Below are 22,313 nucleotides of genomic sequence, written 5' to 3'. Positions count from 1 at the left end.
CTCCGAGCCCGCGAACGCCCCTGAGCGCGGGGACGGCTCCGAGTCCGCGGACGACTCCGAGCCCGCCGACGCCCCGGCTCGTGCCGGCACCCCGGTGTCCGCCGAGCCCGCCGGCACCCCGGCGTCCGCCGCGGGCCACGAGCCCCCCGCCGGCTGCCCCGCGCACGCCGGTGCCGCCACCGGCCCCGTACCCCTCAGCGGCCCCCGCTTCCACACCGACCCGCGCGACCTCTACCGCGAGATGCGCCGCGACCACGGCCCCGTCGTCCCCGTCGAGCTGCCCGGTGACGTCCCCGCCTGGCTCGTCATCGGCTACCGCGAGCTGCACCAGGTCACGTCCGACCCCGACCTCTTCCCGCGCGATCGCGGCCTGTGGAACCAGTGGGAGAAGATCCCGCCCGACTGGCCGCTGCTGCCGATGGTCGGCCAGGTGATGCCGTCGGTCCACTTCACCGCCTCCGCCGCCGACCACCGCCGGCACGCCGTCATGGTCAGCGCCGCGCTGGAGAGCGTCGACCCGTTCGACCTGCGCCGGCACTGCGAGCAGCTCGCCGACATGCTCATCGACTCCTTCTGCTCCCGCGGCAGCGCCGAACTCGTCGGCGACTACGCGGTCCCCCTGCCCGTGCTCGTCCTCGCCCGGCTCATCGGCTTCCCCGACGCCGAGGGACGGCAGCTCGCGGCGGTGCTCAACGAGCTGGCGGACGGCGGGCCCGGGGCGCTCAAGGCGTACGAGACGTTCGTCTGGCACATGACGCGGCTGGTGGCCGCGAAGCGGCTCACGCCGGGCCAGGACGTCGCCTCGCGGATGCTCGCCGACCCCATGCACTTCACCGACGAAGAGGTCATGCTCGACCTCAAGGACACCACCGCCGCCGGCTTCCTGCCCACCGCCGACTGGATCGGCAACTCCATCCGGCTCATGCTCACCGACGACCGCTTCGCCGCCGCCCTCGGCGGCGGGCGGCACAGCGTCGGCGAGGCGATGAACGAGGTGCTGTGGGAGGACACCCCGACGCAGATACTCGTCGGCCGCTGGGCCGCCCGCGACACCCGGCTCGGCGGGCGCCACGTCGGCGCGGGCGACCTGCTGCTCCTCGGCCTCGCCGCCGCCAACGACGACCCGGAGATCCAGCAGGCGCTGGGCGGCGGACACGGGGGCGCCTCCGGCGGCTACGGCGGCGGCTACGGGGGCATGGGCGTACCCGCGCAGGCGGGCAACAGCGCCCACTTCGCCTTCAGCTACGGGGACTTCCGCTGCCCCTTCCCGGCCCAGGAGATCGCTGAGATCATCGCCCGGACGGGCCTTGAGGTGCTTCTCGACCGGCTGCCCGACCTGGACCTGTCCGTGCCCGCCCGGACGCTGGTGCGGCGGCCGTCCGCGTTCCTGCGCGGAATGACCGCTCTGCCGGTCACCTTCACTCCCGTACGCGCTGCAGGAGGTCATCCGTGAACTGCCCGCACGCCGCCGAAGCCGCCGCCACCCCGACCGGCCCGGGGGCCCTGCCCGAGCCGCTGGCCATCGACCCTCTCGTACGCGACCTCGCGGGCGAGACCGCGCACCTGTGCGCCGCCGCGCCGCTCACCCGGATCGAGTTGCTGGGCGTGCCCGCGTGGACCGTCACGCGGCACGCGGAGGCGCGGCAACTGCTCACCGACAACCGGCTGGTCAAGGACATCGGCGCCTGGCGGCTGTGGCGGACGGGCGAGGTCACGGCCGAGTGGCCGCTGATCGGGATGGTCAACCCGGGCCGCTCGATGTTCACGGTCGACGGCGCCGAGCACCGGCGGCTGCGCGCCAAGACGGCGCAGGCCATCACGCCGCGGCGGCTCGACGCGCTGCGCCCGGTGGTCGAGCGGGTGACGGCCGAACTGCTGGACGCCCTGGAGGCCGCGGCAGCCGAAGGCGACGGGGTGGTCGACCTCAAGGAGGTCTTCGCGCAGCCGCTGCCGATGCGGGTGGTGTGCGCGCTCATGGGGGTGGCGGAGTCGGAGATTCCGCGGCAGATGCGGCTGTGGAGGGCCTTCTTCTCCATGCTCACGCCGCAGGACGAGCGGCTGGCGGTCATCGCGGAGCTGGACCGGGTGTTCACGGACATGGTGCGGCAGAAGACCGCGGCCCCCGCCGACGACCTCACGAGCGCGCTGATCCTCGCCGACGAGGGCGGCGAGCCGCTGACCGAGGAAGAGGTCGTCGGCAATCTGAAGTCGATGATCGCGGCCGGGCACGAGACCACGATCACGCTCCTGCTCACCACCGTGCGCGGGCTGCTGACCCACCCCGGGCAGCTAGCCATGGTCCGGGACGGCACGGTGACGTGGGAGACGGCGATCGAGGAGGCGCTGCGCTACGACCCGCCCGTGACCCACCTGCTGATGCGGTTCGCGACGGAGGACATCGAGATCGCCGGCACGGTGATCGAGAAGGGCGAGGGCGTCGTCATCTCGTACCGCGCGATCGGGCGCGACGCCGGGCACCACGGGGCGGACGTGGACGCCTTCGACGTGGCGCGGCCGACCCCGATCCGGCACATGACCTTCGGGCACGGGCCGCACATCTGCCCCGGCGCGGCGCTGTCGCGGCTGGAGGCGGCGGTGGCGCTGCCGGCGCTCTTCGCCCGCTTCCCGGGGCTGCGGGCGGCGGTGCCGCCGGCGGAGATCCGCAACCTGCCGGTGCTGACGCAGAACGACCTGGAGTCCTTCCCGGTACGGCTCGCCTGACAGCTTGCCTGACTCGCCTGACAGCCGTCCTGCCCGGGGCGGGGAACGCGCTGAGGGCCGCCGCCGGGCCCCGTCTCACGTACACGCTCCGTAATGGAACAGCGCCCCTCCGCATAACAACTGATGCACGATCAGCTAACGACCGGACCGCACGGCGCGCGACCAGCGCGTCAACTTGTCCGTTTCTGCGGTCTCATGCCCGGATCATCCGCGGTAAAGCGCAACTGAATAACCGGAACGACTTGGAATCGAACGCCGTCGTCCGCTAGCGTTCGGTAACGCAGCGCGGTCGTCACTGCCGCCGCAAGAGGCGGCACCGTGCGCCGTCGCCGAATCCCGAACGTGAAACAACTGCAGCAACGGCAACACCTAGGGAACCGGGGAACCACCACCTTGGGGTGAATCGGGCCAACCTCCGCCAGGAGACGGCCCGTAGGAGACCTTCCTGCTCCGAACCCGTCAGCTAACCCGGTAGGCGAGAAGGAAGGAAAGGAGTACGCCTTCGTGGCGTCCTACAGGTCTGAGCCTGGCTACGGCCACGGCTATGACGATTACGGCTACGACGGTTATGCGTCCGGCGGCCCGGCCCCCGAGGGGTATGCGCCCACCGGCTACGCCGCCGAAGAGCCGATCGACGAAGTCTTCCCCGAAGACGACCTTCCCTCTCGCGGTCGCCGCCGCCTCGCCAGGCAGCGCGGCGGCAGCATGGCACGCAGCGGTGCCGTACTCGGCGTCGGCGTCTTCGCCGCCGTCGGCGCGGGCAGCGTGGCGACGGCGCAGGAGAAGCCGCCGGTCGCGATATCGATGCCCGACCAGGTCGACGCCGTCGCGAGCGGGATAAGCGCCCAGCTCCCCGACGCGGAGAGCCTGCCGGGCGTCGGCGAGCTGATACCGGACCAGGAAGAGCCCGCCACCGACGTCACCGTCGTCACCACGGCCCCGCTCACCCAGGTCAGCTACGCAAGCGACGCCGGCTCCGAAGCCGCCACCCCGACCGCCGACTCCGGTGAGGCCCTGCGCGCGCGCATCCTGGAGCAGGCCGAGCAGCAGCAGGCGGAGGCCGACGCCTCGGCCCGCGCCGCCGCCGAGGCCGAGGCCGCCGAGCAGGCGGCCGAGGAGGCCGCCGAGGCGAAGGCGGAGGAAGAGGAGCGCCAGCGCCGCCTGGAGGAGGAGCGCCGCCGCAAAGCGGAGGAGGAGGCCCGCCGCAAGGCGGAGGAGGAGCGCCTCGCCAGGCTCGCCGCCAGCTATGTCGCCCCGCTCGCCAACTACACGCTCACCTCGACCTTCGGCGAGGCCGGCGACATGTGGGCCGCGGGCCACACCGGCCAGGACTTCGCCGCCTCCACCGGCACCCCGGTCAAGGCCGTGCACGGCGGCACGATCACCGAGGCCGGCTGGGCCGGCTCGTACGGCTACCGCATCGTCCTCACCCTCGAGGACGGCACCGAGATCTGGTACTGCCATCTGTCCTCCATCATCCAGTCTTCCGGCGAGGTCACGACCGGCGACGTCATCGGGCGCGTAGGCGCCACGGGCAACGTCACCGGCCCGCACCTGCACCTGGAGGTACGACCCGGCGGTGGGGACGCAGTGGACCCCCTCGCCTGGCTGCGCAACAACGGCGCCCCGGTCTGACCGACGCGGCGGGCCCAGCAGCCCCGGCCCCGCGGCCGGGACACGCCCCCGCCCCACGGACCGCACGCCCCCATACACCCCTTTCCCACGTCTCCGGCGTGCCCGGACGCACCTTCCCCCGTGGCGTCCGAGTGCGCAACGAGACCGCCGGCGGCCCTGGTGGCCGACCCCCCGACACCAGGGCCGTCGGCACTTCCCCGGGAGCTGCCTTCCTCGGAGCTGCCTTCCCAAGAGCTGCCTTCCCGAGAGCTGCGGGCCCGGGACCTACTCCCCGGGCCCGCAGAGACAGAACGGATGCCCCGCCGGATCGGCGAACACCGGGCAACTGCCGCCCGCTTCGGAAAGCCGCGTGGCCCCGAGCCGCAGCGCCAGCTCGCCCGCGGCAGCCGAGTCCTCGACGCCGAAGCAGATGTGCATCTGCTGGGGATACGTGCGGTCGAGGTCGGGCCAGAGCGGCGGCCGATAGCCGGCCACTTCCTCGAACGCCAGCCGTGGAAAGCTGTCTTCGTCCTTGGCGATCACCATCCAGTCGTCACGAAGGATGCGCATGCCGAGCAACCGGGTGTAGAAGTCGGCAAGCTCGCGGGCGTCGGCACAGTCGAGCACGATGTTTCTGACGTAGGCGTCCATGGCGGCCACCCTGCCACGCGCCGCGGACATCCCCGGAGGCTCACGCAGCAGCCGTGCCGGCAGCCGCACCCGCAACAGCAGCGCCACGGGAGTCCCCGGCGGCGAGTTCACCCAGGGTGGCGCGGATCGTGTGGATGATCCGCTGGGGCCGCTCGAAGACGTCGGCCGCGGTGAACCGCAGTATGCGCCGGACCTCGGGACAGCGCCCCAGGTCGTTGAAGCGCTCGACGTCCGCCAGATGAGCGGCCCGGCCGCCGTGGAAGGCGTACCCCTCGATCTCCACGACGAGCCCCACCGCCGGGAAGAAGAAATCCACCCGTATCCGCCGGCCGTTGGGCGCGGTGAAGGGCACTTGGCTCAGCGGCCGTAACCCGGCGTCATGCATCCGCAGCCGCGCCACTGTCTCCGCGGGCGACCCGGAGCGCGGATCGACGAGCGCCAGCCGCCGCCGCGCCTCGACCACGCCCCGCCGCTGCCCGGCACCGGCGACGGCTTCGGAGACCGCGTGCAGATCGGTCACCTGCTCCCGCCACCGCCGCGGCCCCTCGCCCCCGAGTGCCAACGGCCGCTGGGACAGCGCCGACTCCACGGCCACGAGCGCCGCGTCCCGCTCCGCCGTGCGCAGCAGGTCCACCAGAGTCCGCACGGCGCTGGTCACCCGCAGCCCCGCCACGGTGACGATCTCCGCCTCGCTCACCGCGGTCCGGTGCAGCACGCACCCGTCGGGAGCCTGCCCCCGCGCCCGCACATGGGTGAACTCGGGCCGCACGGCCAGCACTTCGATCCCGAACAACAGGGCAGCCGCACTGTGACTCACCACCAGCCCGGGCCGGCCGGCCTGCGCCGCCCGTAACCGCAGCCGCAGATCACCGGCCCGCCCGGGCTCCACCCATACCCCGGCCCTGACCTTCCGCCACCCCTCCCTCCGCAGCCTCCGCACGAGCACCCCGGACGACCACCCCGCCGCCAGAGCCTCGGCACACACCAACACGCCGCCATTCATCGCCGCCAACTCGTCCAGCGGCCTCGGTTCCCCCGTCATGCCGCCATGCTCTCGCGGATTTCCAAATTCCGCTTCCGCCTGTGGATAAGTCCCGCTCTCGCGGTCCTCCCACAGGTCAGAGACGGTCACAGCACCCCGGAGGCCGCGTCCTCCACGCGCTGTTCCGTTCGGGACTCGGTCAGCCGCGCGGGAAAAGCGCGGGGACAGGGCCGCCGGGAGGCGGGGGCCAGGGGTGGGGGAGGGGTGCGGGCCTGGGGTAGAGGTGGTGGGGCGGGGCGGTGGTGTAGGCGGCCCTGGTGAGGGCGGGCTGGGCCAGGGCCTTGTGCGACCACATGCCGGCGAGCAGCGCCTGCTCGCGTTCCGCGAAGTCCGGCGCCGGGCGGCCTCGGGCGGCCTGGGCGCGCAGCAGGGCCAGGGCGGTCGCCGAGCGTTCGTAGTCGGCGACCGCACGGCGGGCGTCGTCGCCGTGTGCCTGGCCGGCCAGGGTGCGGGCGAGCTTGCGGGTGCGCAGGGAGGAGAGGGCCACCGGTTCCGCGGGGACCAGCCAGCCGGCGTGGGCGTAGGCGGGGAGCTGGTCCCGTATCGTGCGGAGCTTGCCGCCGCGTGACCAGACCGCCAGCCACACCAGCAGCCCGAACACCGGCGCCATGACGAAGGCGTACGCGCCGAGGAAGACGAAGCCGTTCATCACCGCCGAGCCGTTCCACAGCGAGTGCAGTGAGATCGCCAGCAGCAGGCCGGCCACCGGGAAGAGCACGCGGCGTATTCGCTGACGGGCGAGCGTCATCGCCGCCAGGCCGAAGCCCAGGCCGGCCATCGCCGTGAACAGCGGGTGCGCGAACGGGGAGAAGACGACGCGGGCCAGGAACGTCACGGTCACCGTGGCCACGGGGCCGGCGTCGCCGAAGGTCTCGTTCTCCGTGTACGCCCGGCCCAGGTACAGGATGTTCTCGGTGAACGCGAAGCCCGTGCCGACGAGCCCCGCCAGCACCAGGCCGTCGACCAGGCCGTGGAAGTAGTGCTTGCGGAAGAGGAACAGCAGCAGTATCGCCGCCGCCTTCGCCGTCTCCTCCACCACCGGCGCCACGACCGCCATGCCCCACAGGTCCGCCTCGCGCGACGACGCCGTGGGCAGGCCCGTGGCTATCCAGCGGGCGGCGAAGGTGTTCGCCAGCATCGCGACGAGCGTCGCGGCGAAGGCACCCCAGGCGAAGGCGAAGAGGCGGTAGCGCCACGGGCCGGGTGCCGCCCGGTCCAGCCACAGGAAGCCCGCGCCCAGCAGCGGCACCGGCAGCAGCGCAAGACCGCTGCCCACGAGCATCCCGCGCGTGCCGGTCTCCGACCACACCAGCCCCAGGATCGCCAGCCCCGCCAGCGCCAGCACGGTCGCCACCGCGCCGATGCGCACGCCCCGCCTGCGCCAGAACCGCCGGCGGGCAGGCGGGTCCGCGGCGGGCTCCACCGGTTTCTGGCGCGCGTCCGTGAACACCGGGCACGGCCCGAACCCCTCGGGCTCCCGCGGCCGGGTCATGAGCTGAGCGCCTTGGTCCTGCACCCCTCGACCCTAGCCAGTGCCGCCGTCACGCGCGACGGCCTATATCTCGTCGATCTCGTCGATCTCGTCGATACGGCGGAAAAGGAGATCGTTCACGATGTGCCCCTTTCCGAGCCCCTGCCCCTCGAAGCGCGTGCGCGGGCGGAAGGCCGGCCGCGGCGCGTAGCCGCCGGGATGGACGTTCTCGAAGTACGGAGACGCCTCCAGCGTCTCCAGCATCCACTCCGCGTACGGCTCCCAGTCCGTCGCCAGGTGCAGCACCGCACCCGGCGCCATCCGCGAGGCGGCCCGCGCCAGGAACTCCGGCTGGATGAGCCGGCGCTTGTGGTGCCGCTTCTTGGGCCACGGGTCCGGGAAGTAGATCCGTATCCCCGCGAGCGCGGCCGGGGGCAGCATCTCGCGGAGCAGGATGACGGCGTCGCCGTTGCCGATGCGTACGTTCGTCAGGCCGCGCCGCTCGATGTGCCGCAGCAGGTTGCCCTGGCCGGGGGTGTGGACATCGACGGCGAGGATGCCGGTGGCGGGGTCCGCGGCGGCCATCTCGGCGGTCGCCTCACCCATGCCGAAGCCGATTTCGAGGACGACCGGGAGACCGGCGAAGAGGTCGTCGAGATCGAGGACGGAGGCGCCGTCGATGTCGAAGCCCCACTTCGGCCAGAGCCGCTTCAGGGCTTCGCCCTGCGCGAGGGTCACGCGGCTGCGGCGCGGCACGAAGGAGCGGATCCGGCGCTCGTTGTGCGGCCCTGCGGGCGCCGGGGCGGGGCCGTCGGGGAACCTGGGCTGGGGACGATCGTGCTGATCGGGGTGGTCGGACACAGTGCTTCCATTTTACGGAGGCGCCCGAGCCGGTCTCCGGGGGTCCCTCGCTGGTCACAGAAGGTCAGCCACAGAAGGGTCAGTCTCAGAGGAGCGAGTCACAGAAGGGCGAGCGTCCTGCGGGCGATCTCCCTGCCGATCGGCAGGGACGCGGTGGCCGCCGGGGACGGCGCGTTCAGTACGTGGACCGTGCGCGGCCCCGCCGCGAAGCGGAAGTCGTCCACCAGCGTCCCGTCCGGCAGCACCGCCTGCGCCCGCACCCCCGCCTGCGCCGGGCGCATGTCCTCCTCCTCGACCGCCGGCAGCAGGCGCCGTACGGCCTGCGTGAAGGCCCTGCGGGAGAGGGAGCGGCGCAGTTCCCCGGCGCCGTAGCGCCAGTGGCGGCGGGCTATGCGCCAACTGCCGGGGTACGCGAACGTGGCCGCGGCGTCGCGGGGGCTGAGGCTCGTCCAGGTGTAGCCCTCCCGGGCCAGGGCGGGGACGGCGTTGGGGCCGAGGTGGACGGTGCCGTCGATGCCGCGGGTGAGGTGGACGCCGAGGAACGGGAACGCGGGGTCGGGAACGGGGTAGACGAGGCCGCGGACGAGGTCGGCGGCGCGCGGGGCCAGCTCGTAGTACTCGCCGCGGAACGGGACGATGCGCAGCCCGGGGCGGTCGCCGGCGAGGCGGGCGATGCGGTCGGAGTGCAGGCCGGCGCAGTTGACGAGGGCGCGGGCGCGGACGATGTCGCCGGCGGCGGTGCGGACGGCGACACCGGGGCGGGTGGTGCCGGTGGTGCCAGCGGTACGGGCGGTGGCAGGGCCCGGGTCCGGGCGCCTCGCGATCACCCGTACCTCCGCCCCGTACCGCACCTCGGCCCCCGCGTCCCGCGCCAGCTCCGCCAGCGTCCGCGCCACCGCCCGGAAGTCGCACACCCCCGTCGTCGCCACGTGCAGCCCCGCCAGCCCGCGCACGTGCGGCTCGTACGCGCTGAGCTGCGCCGGCCCCAGCTCCCGCACCGGGATGCCGTTCTCGCGCCCGCGCTGCGCGAGGGCGTGCAGGCGCGGCAGCTCGTCCCGGTCCGTGGCGACGACGATCTTGCCGGTGACCGCGTGCGGCAGGCCGTGCGCGGCGCAGAACCGGGTCATCTCGGCGGCGCCCTGCACCGCGTAGCGCGCCTTGAGCGAGCCCGGCCGGTAGTACAGCCCGCTGTGGATCACGCCGCTGTTGCGTCCGGTCTGGTGCTGCGCGGGGCCGGGCTCCTTCTCCAGGACGAGGACGCGGATGCCGGGGGCGGCACGGGTGAGCGCGTACGCCGTGGAGAGGCCGACGATGCCGGCTCCGATCACGAGCACGTCGCAGTCGTCGGCCATGTCACCTCCGGCAGGGGTCCCGCCCCATCATCCCCCGGGCAGGCGGGCGTCCGCCAAGTCCGCCAAGCCGGCTGCCAAGCGCGCCAAGCCCGCCGCCAAGTCCGCCAAGCCCCCCAGACGCCGCGCCGGGGCCCCGGCACTACAGCGGCAGCCGCGGCGGCACCCCGCCCGCCACCGCGCGCTGGCGCGGCGCCGCGTCGCCCGTCCAGCACGACCCGCGCCGCAGCAGCAGCCGCTGCAGCCACAGCTCCGTCGAGACCAGCTCCGCAAGGCCGCCCAGCGGCAGCGGCTCGCCGGCCGCCGCCGCGCGCAGCGCCTTGCGTACGACCCGGCCCTCCACCAGCCCCGCGTCCGCCAGCAGCGGGCGGTGGAAGAGGTCGGCCAGCTCCGTCGAGGCGCGGCGCAGGCCGATGCGCTCCGCCGACGCCGCGGCTGCCGCGGGGCCGGTGGTCGCGCCCCAGCCCGGCGGCAGGCCGCGGATGCCCGCGCCGTCGAGCACGGCGCCGAGCACCGCCGCCCGCGCGCCCGGCTGGACGCGCAGCGCCTCGGGCAGGGCGCGGCAGGCCCGTACGACCTGGTTGTCGAGGAAGGGAGCGTGCAGCCGCTGGAACCTGACCTCCGCGGCCTGCTCGAAGACGCGGTAGTCGGCGCCCAGTTGCGCCAGCGCCGCGGCGGCGCGGCGCTCGCCGGGGCGGCCGGTGCCGTCGCCGTTCGCCGTGCCGGCGGAGCCCCGCAGCCGCACCGACACCTCGGCCAGCGCCTCGCCCGTCAGCCACCGCGCCGCAGGACCCGGCCGGCACCAGCTCAGCGCGGCGAGTGACGCGTCGACCGCGCCCCGGCCGCGCCCCGGCGCCGCGCCCAGCACGCCCGCCGGGTCGTCCAGCAGCGCCTCGGCGCCCTCGGCGATGCCTTCCCAGTACGGCGTACGGGCCAGCCGGCGGGCCGCGCGGTAGACGGTCAGCGGCGCCAGCACCGACCCCTCCGCGCGCCCCAGCGCGGTGACGGGCCGCAGCACCGAGCGCCGCCGGCGGTCCAGGAGCAGGTCCGCGAGCCGGGCCGGGTGCGCGTCGAGGACCTCGCGGGCGCCGACGCCGACGAGGTGGTCGGCGCTGCCCGCGGTCAGCCGGCGCCGGTGCCGGGCGGCGGCGACCAGCGAGGGCCCCGGCTCGTCCGTCAGCGGCATGCTCTCCAGGTCCGCGTACGGCAGCGCCGTCTCGCCCGCGGCCACCACCACGTGGTGCAGCCGCGGGTTGGCGGCGATGGTGCGGGCCCGCTCCAGCTCCTCTTCGTCGGCCCGCGCCGTCAGGTCGTTGAACGTCACGGCGACCAGCCGCTCGCCCTGCCCGGGCCCAAGACCCGGCGGCGTACCGGGGGCTCCCGGCAGCCCGGCAGCCAGCAGCGCGAGGGTGCCGGAGGCGATGCCTCCGGACAGGTCGGCGCCGATGCCGGGCGCGGGCCCCCGAGAGGCGCGCCGGTCGGCCGGGCCCATGCCGGGTACGGGGCCGGGGTCGAGGCCGCCGTAGCCGGGCTCGGGCGCGTGGCGCGGGGCGGCCAGCCGGGCGCGTACGGACTCCACCAGCGCGTCGCGTACGCCCTCCACCGCCGGTTCGGTGTCCAGCGACGGGGCGGCGACGGCGAGGGAGGCGCGCGGCTCGTAGCCGGTGATCTCCTTTGCGCCCTCGCGGAGGATGAGCGCGTGCCCGGGGGGCACGCGGTGCACGCCGGCGTACGGCGTGCCGTCGCCCAGCGCCTCCGGCACGTCGGGGCAGGCGAGTTGGGCGGCGAGGTGGGAGACGTCCAGTTCGGCTTCGATCAGGTCGGCGAGCGGCAGCGCGGCGGTCGCGTACGCCGTGCTGCCGTCCCAGGCGGCGTGGAAGACGGGGCGGGCGCCGGCGAGGTCGCCGAGCACGGTGGTGCGGCGGCCGACCTGCGCGACGGCCGTGTACCCGCCGGGCCAGGCGCTCAGGTGCCGTACGGCGCCGCCGCGGGCGGACAGCAGGCCCACGCGCAACTGGTCGTCGCTGGCGCCGCAGGTGCCGAAGACCGCCAGCCGGATCAGCGGCGCGACGTCCACGACGCGGATCTCGTCCGGCCGCCAGTCGCCGACGGCCCACAGCGGATCGGGGCCGCCCCAGACGAGTTGGGCGCCGACGGGGTGCAGGTCGTAGTCGTCGGCGGACTGTGCGCCGTCGAGGAACGAGGGCGCGGCGGCGGAACTGCTCCATCCCACCAACCACCGCATGCGCGCCTCCTCGTGGGCAACTGGGGACGTATCGGCATATGCCAAGCGAGCCAGGCGAGCCGGTCGATCAGCGTCAACTTCGCCACGCACAGGGCGTACTGCCGCATCGTCAGGACCAATGCTGCCACGAGAGGGGCGCATGTGAGTGGATGCGGTCGTGCGGGAGTCTGTCCGGCACGGCCGGAAGCGCCCCCGCGGATCACCACGCGGACCACCGTGCGGCCGGCCGCGGGAGCAGCGCGCCCCGGCCGTGGAAGAGGATCAACTGCCTTTACGGACCGGCCCCCACGCACCGTCCGGAACCCGGCGCACGCGCCCGGGCGGCGCCCGGACCCCGTCACAGCCGTCCCGTACGCCCGATCTGCACCCGTCGCGAGGGGCGTCATTCAGCCATTCTGTACACGGCGCAATACCGGTCAACGAGCCCGTCACACGGGCTTGTGCGGTCCGGGAAGCGTCCCGCGCTCCCCGGACCGTGGGCCGCCGCCCGCGGGGATGAATGACGGCGGAGTTCCCCAGGCCCGCCGGTTTCCCAGGCACGGCGAGCCGACCCACGGACAACCAGCCAAGCGTGCGCGGTCCGTTGGGTGCAGAGCGCACGTACGGCGCACCGCCACACGACCCCGGAGCACGCGCGCTGTAATCCCGCCATCCGGGAACATTCCTCTTAACGGTCGGGATCCGGCGAACTACGCTGGGTGCATATGCGACCCGGCCGGAACCCCACCTGCCGGACGGGAGCCGTCGGTGGTCGAGGGGTGTGCATGTCCAGGACGCCACGCGGGCCGAACGAGAAGCTGGGCCACATGCTCGCGCTCGCCGGGATCAGCAACGCCGGACTCGCCCGCCGGGTCAATGACCTCGGCGCGCAGCGCGGCATGACGCTTCGGTACGACAAGACGTCCGTCGCCCGCTGGGTGACGAAGGGGATGGTGCCGCAGGGCGCCGCGCCCCACCTCATCGCCACCGCCATCGCCGGCAAGCTCGGCCGCCCCGTGCCGCTGCACGAGATAGGGCTCGCCGACACCGACCCGGCGCCCGAAGTCGGCCTCGCCTTCCCGCGCGACGTCGGCGAGGCGGTGCGCTCGGCCACCGAGCTGTACCGGCTCGACCTCGCCGGCCGGCGCGCCGGCAGCGGCGGCATCTGGCAGAGCCTCGCCGGGTCCTTCGCCGTCAGCGCGTACGCGACGCCCGCCTCCCGCTGGCTGATCACCCCGGCCGACGGCTCGGTCGCCCGCGGCCTCGACGGCGCCGACCCGCACCACGCGCCCGCCGCCGACGGCCCCGGGCCGCGGCGCGTGGGCCACAGTGACGTCGCCAAGCTGCGCGACGCGGCGGAGGAGGCGCGGCGCTGGGACTCCAAGTACGGGGGCGGCGACTGGCGCGCGTCGATGGTGCCGGAGTGCCTGCGCGTGGACGCGACGCCGCTGCTGCTCGGCGCGTACACGGACGAGGTCGGGCGCTCCCTCTTCGGCGCGACCGCGGAACTGACCCGGCTCGCCGGGTGGATGGCCTTCGACACGGGCCAGCAGGAGGCGGCGCAGCGGTACTACATCCAGGCGCTGCGGCTGGCGCGGGCGGCGGCGGACGTGCCGCTCGGGGGGTATGTGCTGGCGTCGATGTCGCTCCAGGCGACGTACCGCGGCTTCGCCGACGAGGGCGTGGACCTCGCCCAGGCCGCGATCGAGCGCAACAGGGGGTTGGCGACGGCGCGTGCGATGAGCTTCTTCCACCTCGTCGAGGCGCGGGCGCACGCCCGCGCACAGGACGAGGCGTCCTGCGGCACGGCCCTGGCGGCGGCGGAGAGCTGGCTGGAGCGGGCCCGCGAGGGCGATCCCGACCCGGCCTGGCTCGACTTCTACGCCTACGACCGGCTGGCCGCCGACGCCGCCGAGTGCTACCGCGACCTGCGGGTGCCGCGGCAGGTGCGGCGGTTCACGGAGCAGGCGCTGGCGCGGCCGACGGAGGCGTTCGTACGCTCGCACGGGCTGCGGCTGATCGTGGCGGCGGTCGCGGAGCTGGAGTCGGGCAACCTGGACGCGGCGTGCGCGCAGGGCACGCGGGCGGTGGAGGTCGCGGGGCGGATCTCGTCGGCGCGGACGACGGAGTACGTGAAGGACCTGCTGGCGCGGCTGGAGCCGTACGGGGACGAGCCGATGGTCGCGGAGTTGCGCGAGCGGGCGCGTCCGCTGCTGGTCGCGCCGGCGTAGACCTCGCCGGCCGGGCTGTGCCGGACGCACGGACGCACGGACGCACGGGCGGTTGGGCGGTGTACGAGTCGGCTCCGCAGCTCGTACGCGCCGGGCAGCGGGTCGTGCGTGCGGGTTGAGCGCCTGGCAATGGCCGTACGCGCCTGGCGCTGTTGCGGGGCGCTCAGCGGCAGTCGATGACCGAGTCCGCCCAGTCCGTCAGCATCGCCGTGTACACCGGGTGCTCCGGCTCTGCTTCGAGCCGGATCGTCTCCGTGCCGGCCGGCAGTCGCATGTCGACCGCGACCGCTTCCTCGCCTGCGCGGACCCAGTCGGAGCGCCACAGGCGGGAGTCGTCCCCGTAGACGCTGAACCTGGCCGCGCCCAGCCGGTACATCATGTCGTCGATCCCGGCCGCCGCCCGGTACCGCGTGCAGGAGCGGTTCAGCTCGATCACCAGCGACGACTTCGCGTGCACCGTCACGCCGTGGTCGTACGTCCGGCCGCCGATGCTCAACTCGTCGCGTTGCCACCACCAGCCGCTGCGGTTCATCACGATCTCCGGTTCGGTGCCGTCGCCCCTGACGTCCGCGTCGAGTCCGGCGACGCGGTAGGGCTCGGTGGGGGGCGGCGTGCTCGGCGGCGGTGTGGGCGTCGGAGTCGGGGTGGGGGTGGGGGTCGGGCTGGGGGACGGCGCCTCGGGCGTGGGCGTCGGCGTGGGCGTGGGCGTCGGCTTCGGCTTCGGAGTGGGCCTCGGGGTGGGCCTCGGCGTCGGCGTGGGCTCCGCCGGCTCCGGGTCGGGAGGCGGGGGAGCCGGCTCCGGCTTGTCCGCCGGCGGAGGCGCCGGAGGCGGCGCCGGGGCCGAGGTGGCGGGCGGGTTGGCGACCGGCTCCTTCCCGCCGTCGCCGCCGGACAGCACGAGCACCAGCGCCACAGCCGACGCCGCTACGACCACACCCGCCGCGGCAGCGGCCTTGACCGGCGCCCCGACGCCCTCACCCGCAGCCGCCCCGGCACCACCGGCCGCACCCGAACCCGCCCCGGCCCCGCCGCTCGCCGCCGCCGCGGCCCCCGCCCCTGCGGCACCCGACGCCCCCGCGCCCGCGCCGATACCCGCGAACCCGGCGCCCTTGCCCGCCGCGGCCGACGCGAACCAGCCGACCACCGCGATCGGAAGCACCGCGCTGAGCCGGGAGTTGACGTCCGCGACCTCAACGGCCGCCATACGGCACCGCACGCAGTCGTCCAGGTGCTTGCGCAGCCCCCGCTCGGCACGCATCCGCAGCCCCCCGCGGGCGTACGCGCCGAGCCGGTCCGCGTACCGGGCGCAGTCGCCGCCGACGGTGAGCGCGGTGGAGACGTGCGCCTGGAGGTACGCCTGCTTGAGCCCCTCGCGGGCGCGGTGCGCGAGCACGGCGGTGGCGTTGGCGCTGAGCCCGAGCAGCGGCGCGACCTGGCTGGGCGACTCGTCCTCCACCGTCGTGTGCCACAGCACGGTCTGCCAGCGCTCGGGCAGACTGCGGAACGCCTGCACGGCCATCGACTGCTCGGCTTCGTGCATGGCCCGTACGTCGGCGCCGAGGTCGAGGGTGTCGTCGTCGGAGGCCGGCCCCGCGGCCTGGGTGGCGAAGACGGCGAAGTCGTCGACGAGTTGCTCGCGCCTGGCGGTCTTCGCCCAGGCGGCGGCGGCCCGCCGCACGGTGGTCAGCAGATACGCCCGTACGGCGGTCTGGGGCCCGGCGCCGCCGCGTACCGCTTGCAGCGTGCGGGCGAACACCTCGGCGGTGAGGTCGTCGGCGGTGTGGGAGTCGCGGCAGCAGGTGCGCGCGTACCGGCGGACCGCCGGGGCGTGCCGCTGGTACAGCTCCTCGTACGCGCTGTCGTCGCCGGTACGCATCCGGGCGACCAGTTCGGCGTCGGAGGGCAGCGCGCTGGTGACCCCCTCGTCCCGCCGCTCACGCTGCTTCGGAATCGCCCCCACGGCCTCGCCGGCATCGCCGGACGACCCGCCCGAACCACCGCCGTCCATGGCACGCCTGCGATCGTCCCGATCGTCAACCGCCATGCCGCCAGCCCCCGTAGCCGCCCGTCCTGCCGATCACCGGGTGAGCGTGACACAACGGGTCCTGCGTGCTGTCCGCGTTGAACGGCCAACCACCCGTTGGAGGGTTTTCCCGGGCATAGCGCACCGGCGGCCACGCTTTCGGGGTAGGCGCCCGAATCGCTTGACGAAGGGGCCGGCGCGCCGGCCACGGGTCCGGACTCCCGGCCAAAAGACACCCTGACGGGCGACCCCGTCAACATGAACCACCGCCGACGAGGCCACCCGTCAAGGGGAACCCCGCTCAAGCCGTCAGGGCATGCTGCGCCGGGCGGCCGAGGCCCCCTGGCACACCCGTCAGGCGACCGGCCTGCTCACCCCTCCGCGTGCGGTCGCAGCCCGTCGAGCAGGATGTCCAGCAACCGCGCGGACGCGACCGCCTGCTGCTCCGGGTCCGGCAGGGCCGGCGCCGCGGTGGCTATCACCAGCAGCACGTCCGACACCGATACGTCCGCGCGCAGCGCCCCCGCGTCCCGGGCGCGCGCGACCAACTGCCCGACGACGCCGAGCAGCGCCGCCGCGTCCGTACCGCCGACGCCCGCGCTCTGCGCACCCGCGTCCCCGCTCGCGCCCGTGACCGCCCCGTCGTGCCCGCTGACCTGCGGCTCCGAGCCCTCCGGCGAGGGCCGCTGCTGCGGCACCCGCGGCTCGTCCTCCGGCGCCTTCGCCGTCACCCCGAGCACCTGCGGCGGCAGCAGCCGCCCGGCGCCGGAGTCGACGGAGGCGCGGAGGAAGCGGGCCAGCGCGGCCCACGGCTCGTCCTCCTGCTGCAACGCCGCCCGAGCCTGCTCGGTCAGCCGCGCGGTCTCCGCCTCGGCGATGCGCTTGACCAGCACTTCCTTGCTCGGGAAGCGGCGGTACACCGTGCCTACGCCGACCCTGGCGCGGCGGGCGACGTCCTCCATCGGGGCGCCGTAGCCCAGCTCCCCGAAGACCTCGCGCGCGGCGCGCAGGACGTGCTCCAGATTGCGCTGCGCATCAACCCGCAGCGCCGACCGGCCATTCGTCGACAGTTCGCCCGAAGTGTCCGATCCCGTCATGTTTGCTGACAGACGACTGCTCTGAACCTGCATCTCTGTTTCCCCCGGTTATGACAGTCTCCCCCCGGAGACTCCCCACCCTGCTTACCGGAGTGCATCTGGTCGGGCCACTCCGGCTCGTACGAACATAGTTCAGCAGAAGTCAAGAGAGAAGGGGCTGTGGATAAGGAAGGGCCGCGGGTCGGACACCTCGGGCACCGGAAATCCTCTCCCCGCCTGTGGACAAAAGTCCGAACACGGTGCGTCATGGGTGTTCCGAGGCCGCCGTCGGCGGCCTCGCCCCGGGCCCGCACCGCCACCGGCGGCGTGCGGCGAGGCCGGGCCCCGGGGCGGGACCCAGGCAGGAGGTTGCCATGACGGATCCGACGTGGGTGCCCGTCGTCGGTGGCGGCAGCGCCGGGACGGCCGTGGCAACGCGGCTGCGCCTCTGTGTACGGCCACCGGCTGAAGGGCTACCCTGCCTGGCTCATGCACCGTGCGTACCACCCGGGCAATCTCCCCGCCGCGGGCCGCAGGGCCCACACGCCCGCGGGGTGGAACGCGCACCCGCCACCCGGCCCGGCCACGGCTCCGACGGCGACTGAGGCGGGCATGTGACCATGGACGGGCACGAAACGGCACGGAGCGAAACGAACGACCAACGAGTGGACCTGGGACTGGCACGCTTGAACTTCACGCGCTGGAGCCCCCGGCTCCCCGGATCCCCGCGCCGCACAGCCGCCGCGCGGGGAATCCGCGGTGCCGTCCCCTCCGCCCGCCCCGGACGGCAGAGCCGCCGCGCCGCGGCGGAACCGCCCCCTGGCGTCGAGCCGGACGCCGACCCCGGCGGTACGGCGGGCGGCGGCAACGCGGGCCCGGAACCCGACACAGGACACGACGTCGACCCCGGCATCGAGCTGCCCGTCAGCGCCACCCTCGGCCGGCTGCCCGCACCCGTCGCGGTCGTCCACGGCCCCGACCACCGCATCGCGTACGTCAACGACGCCTACGCCGCCGTCTTCGGCGCCCGCTCCCCGGGCCGCCCGGCCCGCGACGCGCTGCCCGAACTCGCCGAGCTGGGGCTGCTGCCGCTGATGGACCAGGTGCTGCGCAGCGGCACTCCGCGCACCGTCAAGGCCCGCCGCGCCCCCGACACCCGCTCGTACACGTTCACTTGCAGCCCCATCGACGTCGGCGAGAGCGGCGGCGTCCTCGTCTCCGCCGCCGACGTCACCGACCAGGTGGAGGCGGCCGAGCGGCTGCGCGCCGGCGAGCGCATGCAGCGCGAGGCGGCGGTGGCGCTCCAGCGCAGCCTGCTGCCGGAGAAGCTGGAGCACCCGGACGACCTGCGGGTCGCGGCCAAGTACCAGCCGGGCGGCACCGACGCAGCCGTCGGCGGCGACTGGTACGACGTCATCACCCTCGGCGCCGGCCGTACGGCGATGGTCATCGGCGACGTCATGGGCCGCGGCGTCCGCGCCGCCGCCATCATGGGCCAGTTGCGCACCGCGGTACGCGCGTACGCGCGCCTGGACCTCCCGCCGCACGAGGTGCTGCAACTCCTCGACGGCCTCGCCTCGGAGATCGACCCGAACCAGATCGCCACGTGCGCGTACGCCGTCCACGACCCGCACGAGGGCCGCCTGGTGCACGCCTCCGCCGGCCACCTGCCGATCCTCATCCGCGACGCGGACGGCACCGTACGCCGCGTCGACGAGCCCACCGGCCCGCCGCTCGGCACCGGCGGCTGGATGCACAGCTCCGCCGAACTGCCCTTCCCGCCCGGCTCGACCGCCGTCCTCTACACCGACGGCCTCATCGAACGCCGCGGGCAGGACATCTACGAGGGCGTCAACGCGCTCGCGAGCGCGTTCGCCGGCGCCACCGGCGCCCCCGGCGTCGTCTGCGACCGCCTCATCCGCTCCCTGGGCGTCACCGCGGAGCACGACGACGACGTGGCCGTGCTGGTGCTGGAGCACCCGCTGCGCGACAACGGCGAGGCCGAGCTGTTCCGCAGCGCGGCGCTGGACCTCCTCGGAGGCGTCGAGGCGGCCCCGCGTGCCCGCGCCTTCGCCGACGGCGTCCTGGCGAGCTGGCGCTTCCCGGCGGAGCTGCGCGAGCTGGGAGTCCTGGCGGCCAGCGAACTGGTCGCCAACTCCCTGCAGCACGGCGCCCCGCCGATGCGGCTGCGGCTGCGGCGTACGGACCGGAGGCTGATCGTCGAGGTCACCGACGGCGACGACCGCCTGCCCCGCCGCCGCCAGGCGAAGCTGGGCGACGAGAACGGCCGGGGCATCTCCATCGTCGCCACGATCGCCTCAACCTGGGGCTCACGCCGCACGGTGGGCGGCGGCAAGGCGGTGTGGTGCGAGTTCGCCCTGCCCGGCGACCGCGGCCACTGAAGCTCCGTACGCAAGGCGCCCGCCCGCGCAGCACGCTCCACCCACGCAGCCACGCGCCAGCCGCGCCAGGCAGGCCCGCCCGTGCAGGCAGATCCGCCCGCGCAGGTGGGCCCGCCCGGCTAGGCCGCCTGCACAGGCGCCGGCTCCGCCACGGCCGCCGCCGGCTTGTGAGACGCCACCTGCACGGTGCCCGCGAGCCGCGGGCAGTCCTGCACCGGCGTCAGCCGCCGGCCCAGCCGCAGCCCCATCACCGTGATGCTCAGCGAGCACACGACGAGCATCGCGAGATACGCCCCGTACGCCCCGGCCCCGACAAGCAGCCCGCCGACCGCCGGCCCGATGGCCAACGCCAACTGCTTGACCAGCGCGAACACCGAGTTGTACTGCCCGATGTGTGAACTCGGCGCCAGATCGGCCACCAGCGGCGACACGGTCGGCGACAGCATCGCCTCGCCGAGCCCGAAGAGCGCGTACGTGGAGATGATCGCCGCCGTCGCCATCGCCTGCCCGCCGGCAACCCACCCCGGGGCCCCGGCCACCAGCCAGGCGACCGTCCATATGAGCCCGACCGCGGCGATGACCCGGCTGCGCCGCCGCCGCTCCACCAGCCGCAGCACGGCGAACTGCGCCACGACGATCACCGCGGTGTTCGCCGCCAGCGCCACCCCGAGCGTCGACGGGGATATCCCCGAGACCTCGACCGCGAACGCCGACAGCCCGGACTCGAACTGCCCGTAGCAGGCGAAGAACATCACGAAGCCCAGCACAGAGAGCCACACCATCGCCCGGTCGGCGAGCAGCACCCGCCACCGCCCCCGGGCCCCCTCGCCCGCGGAAGCAGGCTCCGCCGCCCGCGCCCCGCCCGGCATCCGCACCGTGGCGACCACGGCACCGAGCACCAGGAACATCACCGATTCGATGGCGAAGAGCCGCACGAAGGATCCCGCGTGCTCCTCGTCCACGAGCAGCCCGCCGAGCAGACCCCCGACGCCGAGCCCGAGGTTGTTCAGGAAGAACTGCGTCGCGAACGCCCGCGACCGCGTCGCCGTCGTCGAGCACCACACGATCATCGTCGCCAGCGCGGGCTGGATGACCGCGATCCCGGCGCCCATGACCAGCGTCGACGCGAGCACCATCGGCGCCGTCGAGGCCAGCCCCAGAGACAACGCCCCGGTCGCGGCGGTAACCGCACCGACGAGCGCCACGGGCAGCGGCCCGCGCCGGTCGATGGCCCGCCCGGTGAAGGGCAGCACGAGCAACGCGGCCATGGCGAACCCGGCGAGCGCGACACCCGCCGTGGTCGAACCCAGCTCCCGCACCCGCGATACGTACAGAAACGTGTACGGCACCGTGAAGCCGTTGCCGAAGGCACTCAGCGCGTTGCCCACCTGGATCCGGCGGAGGGCCCCGGTGCCGGTCTCGCTCGTCACTGCTCACCACCCATGCACACGTGCGACCCGGAGCCGGTGAGCTACCGGGTCGAAGACTTAGATGCTAAAGTTCGGACCTAAAGAGTACATCACTGAGAACTTCGACGCGAACGAGATAGGTGGAATACTGCGCGTCATGTCCGACAGCGACGTCCCGGCCACCGAAGCCGAACGGACGCCCACCCAGGAGCTGCGCTCGCTCGACGAGCAGATCGCCCTCTACCAGCGGGAGTTCCACGACCTCGACCCCCAGGTCGAGCAGATCGTCTCGGCCCTCAGCCGACTCAACCGCCGCATGACCGTCGCCTACGGCCGCCACCTCGCCGACATCGGCATCAGCAGCGCCGAGTGGGAGGTGCTCAAGGCCCTCGTCCTCGCCGGCGCCCCCTACCAGCTCGGCCCCGGCGAACTCGCCAAGCGCCTCGGCCTCACCCCCGCCGCGATGACCCACCGCATCGACCGCATGGTCGGCGACGGCCTGGTCACCCGCGAACGCGACGAGACGAACCGCGTCCGCGTCATCGTCGGCATCACCGAGCTCGGCCGGGACAAGTGGTTCGCGGGCATGCGCATGGGCACGGACTGGGAGGGGGACCTGCTCCAGGACCTCACCCCGACCGAGCGCACCCTCCTCGGCGAACTGCTGACCCGCCTCCTCCGCCGCGTGGAGGACGCCCAGCCGGACGCGAGCGGCCGACTGTCCGACCTGGACTAGCCCTTGATCGCGCTTGACACCAAACGGAACGCTCCGTAAAGTTCTTCGGGTTGCCACGGAGCCGGTTCGGTTCTGGAGTGCGACGGTGGCCGTCCCTGAGGGGCGGCTCGTCCCATCTACTCGTAGTGTGATCGACTCCCTTTCGTCGGGGTTGAATCGGCATGCCCGGTTCTTTTCGGCGGGTGGCCGGATTTTGCGCCGCCGGGACAATCCGCTACGGTTATGGAACACCGAAGGGAAACGCCCGGAGAAGCCCGGTGAGGGTTTTGAAGGTAGTGTCCGTTCTTTGAGAACTCAACAGTGTGCCAAGTAATTGATGCCAAGTGTTTGATGTAGTGACACAGCAGTAGCGAGGCAGACTCGTTCTGTAGTGCTGCATTCTTTTGTATGCATTTACGGAGAGTTTGATCCTGGCTCAGGACGAACGCTGGCGGCGTGCTTAACACATGCAAGTCGAACGATGATCCGGTTTCGGCCGGGGATTAGTGGCGAACGGGTGAGTA

At 73.9% G+C, this 22,313-nt stretch carries 15 protein-coding genes, 1 rRNA gene and 1 riboswitch; of the genes, 7 read left to right on the top strand and 9 right to left on the bottom strand.

The genetic code is table 11. From position 1 onward, the window contains the following. The first annotated feature begins 94 nt into the window (after positions 1-94). The 3 genes from B124_RS16040 (at position 95) to B124_RS16030 (ending at position 4,356) form a co-directional block, all read left to right on the top strand. Positions 95-1,453, top strand: a complete 1,359-nt coding sequence (locus B124_RS16040) for a cytochrome P450 family protein (protein ID WP_496503603.1) — start codon at positions 95-97, stop codon at positions 1,451-1,453. Beyond that, positions 1,450-2,721, top strand: a complete 1,272-nt coding sequence (locus B124_RS16035) for a cytochrome P450 family protein (protein ID WP_496503516.1) — start codon at positions 1,450-1,452, stop codon at positions 2,719-2,721. Before B124_RS16040 ends, B124_RS16035 begins: the two co-directional genes overlap by 4 nt. A gap of 350 nt (positions 2,722-3,071) precedes the next feature. Continuing rightward, a riboswitch (cyclic di-AMP (ydaO/yuaA leader) is annotated at positions 3,072-3,214 on the top strand. Between the two features lie 11 nt (positions 3,215-3,225). Then, positions 3,226-4,356 (top strand): M23 family metallopeptidase, encoded by a 1,131-nt coding sequence (locus B124_RS16030; RefSeq protein ID WP_496503515.1) that lies wholly within the window; start codon positions 3,226-3,228, stop codon positions 4,354-4,356. A 264-nt stretch (positions 4,357-4,620) separates the two neighbouring features. Here the strand turns inward: B124_RS16030 and B124_RS16025 are convergent, their stop codons facing one another. The 6 genes from B124_RS16025 to B124_RS16000 form a co-directional block, all read right to left on the bottom strand. Beyond that, on the bottom strand, positions 4,621-4,986 hold the full coding sequence (locus B124_RS16025) for a VOC family protein (RefSeq protein ID WP_496503514.1): 366 nt from the start codon (positions 4,984-4,986) through the stop codon (positions 4,621-4,623). 40 nt (positions 4,987-5,026) lie between these two features. Further along, positions 5,027-6,028, bottom strand: a complete 1,002-nt coding sequence (locus B124_RS16020; protein ID WP_496503513.1) for a putative endonuclease domain-containing protein — start codon at positions 6,026-6,028, stop codon at positions 5,027-5,029. Positions 6,029-6,167: 139 nt separating this feature from the next. Then, positions 6,168-7,520 (bottom strand): PrsW family intramembrane metalloprotease, encoded by a 1,353-nt coding sequence (locus B124_RS16015; protein ID WP_496503602.1) that lies wholly within the window; start codon positions 7,518-7,520, stop codon positions 6,168-6,170. 63 nt (positions 7,521-7,583) lie between these two features. Continuing rightward, positions 7,584-8,360 carry a tRNA (guanosine(46)-N7)-methyltransferase TrmB gene (trmB, locus tag B124_RS16010; protein WP_496503512.1) on the bottom strand — a complete coding sequence of 259 codons (777 nt, stop codon included), beginning with the start codon at positions 8,358-8,360 and terminating at the stop codon, positions 7,584-7,586. A 98-nt stretch (positions 8,361-8,458) separates the two neighbouring features. Further along, positions 8,459-9,712, bottom strand: coding sequence for an L-2-hydroxyglutarate oxidase (lhgO, locus tag B124_RS16005; RefSeq protein WP_496503511.1), 1,254 nt, complete (start codon positions 9,710-9,712; stop codon positions 8,459-8,461). Positions 9,713-9,851: 139 nt separating this feature from the next. Next, a complete protein-coding gene (locus B124_RS16000) occupies positions 9,852-11,954 on the bottom strand; it encodes an asparagine synthase-related protein (RefSeq protein ID WP_496503510.1) in 2,103 nt (700 codons plus the stop codon). A 764-nt stretch (positions 11,955-12,718) separates the two neighbouring features. On the opposite strand from B124_RS16000, the gene B124_RS15995 reads away from it, so the two are divergent. After that, on the top strand, positions 12,719-14,164 hold the full coding sequence (locus B124_RS15995; protein ID WP_496503509.1) for an NsdA family TPR-like regulatory protein: 1,446 nt from the start codon (positions 12,719-12,721) through the stop codon (positions 14,162-14,164). 163 nt (positions 14,165-14,327) lie between these two features. Here B124_RS15995 and B124_RS15990 read toward each other — a convergent pair whose 3' ends face one another. Both B124_RS15990 and B124_RS15985 read right to left on the bottom strand, forming a co-directional pair. Beyond that, complete coding sequence (locus tag B124_RS15990; RefSeq protein WP_496503508.1) at positions 14,328-16,208, bottom strand: sigma-70 family RNA polymerase sigma factor; 1,881 nt, start codon at positions 16,206-16,208, stop codon at positions 14,328-14,330. 350 nt (positions 16,209-16,558) lie between these two features. After that, positions 16,559-17,284, bottom strand: a complete 726-nt coding sequence (locus B124_RS15985) for a TetR/AcrR family transcriptional regulator (protein WP_496503507.1) — start codon at positions 17,282-17,284, stop codon at positions 16,559-16,561. 665 nt (positions 17,285-17,949) lie between these two features. Between B124_RS15985 and B124_RS15980 the strand changes: the two genes are divergently transcribed. Beyond that, positions 17,950-19,665 carry an ATP-binding SpoIIE family protein phosphatase gene (locus tag B124_RS15980; protein ID WP_496503506.1) on the top strand — a complete coding sequence of 572 codons (1,716 nt, stop codon included), beginning with the start codon at positions 17,950-17,952 and terminating at the stop codon, positions 19,663-19,665. A 119-nt stretch (positions 19,666-19,784) separates the two neighbouring features. On the opposite strand, the gene B124_RS15975 is transcribed toward B124_RS15980, so the two are convergent. Next, complete coding sequence (locus B124_RS15975) at positions 19,785-21,095, bottom strand: MFS transporter (RefSeq protein ID WP_496503505.1); 1,311 nt, start codon at positions 21,093-21,095, stop codon at positions 19,785-19,787. A 136-nt stretch (positions 21,096-21,231) separates the two neighbouring features. Here B124_RS15975 and B124_RS15970 point away from each other — a divergent pair, with 136 nt between their 5' ends. After that, positions 21,232-21,810: a MarR family winged helix-turn-helix transcriptional regulator gene (locus B124_RS15970; protein ID WP_496503504.1), complete on the top strand. Its 579-nt coding sequence runs from the start codon at positions 21,232-21,234 to the stop codon at positions 21,808-21,810. A 392-nt stretch (positions 21,811-22,202) separates the two neighbouring features. Continuing rightward, positions 22,203-22,313: ribosomal RNA gene (locus B124_RS15965) — 16S ribosomal RNA — on the top strand; the annotation flags it as partial.

This window comes from Streptomyces sp. CNP082 (genome assembly GCF_059570535.1).
The sequence above is the reverse complement of the archived record's forward strand: the minus strand, read 5'-3'. Positions and strand labels throughout refer to the sequence as shown.

Coding starts and splice junctions, on each gene's coding strand:
- B124_RS16020 (WP_496503513.1), bottom strand. CDS start 6,028: ATGACGGGGGAACCGAGGCCGCTGGACGAGTTGGCGGCGATGAATGGC.
- B124_RS15985 (WP_496503507.1), bottom strand. CDS start 17,284: ATGACGGGATCGGACACTTCGGGCGAACTGTCGACGAATGGCCGGTCG.
- B124_RS16015 (WP_496503602.1), bottom strand. CDS start 7,520: ATGACCCGGCCGCGGGAGCCCGAGGGGTTCGGGCCGTGCCCGGTGTTC.
- lhgO (WP_496503511.1), bottom strand. CDS start 9,712: ATGGCCGACGACTGCGACGTGCTCGTGATCGGAGCCGGCATCGTCGGC.
- B124_RS15970 (WP_496503504.1), top strand. CDS start 21,232: ATGTCCGACAGCGACGTCCCGGCCACCGAAGCCGAACGGACGCCCACC.
- B124_RS16000 (WP_496503510.1), bottom strand. CDS start 11,954: ATGCGGTGGTTGGTGGGATGGAGCAGTTCCGCCGCCGCGCCCTCGTTC.
- B124_RS15990 (WP_496503508.1), bottom strand. CDS start 16,208: ATGGCGGTTGACGATCGGGACGATCGCAGGCGTGCCATGGACGGCGGT.
- B124_RS15995 (WP_496503509.1), top strand. CDS start 12,719: ATGTCCAGGACGCCACGCGGGCCGAACGAGAAGCTGGGCCACATGCTC.
- B124_RS16025 (WP_496503514.1), bottom strand. CDS start 4,986: ATGGACGCCTACGTCAGAAACATCGTGCTCGACTGTGCCGACGCCCGC.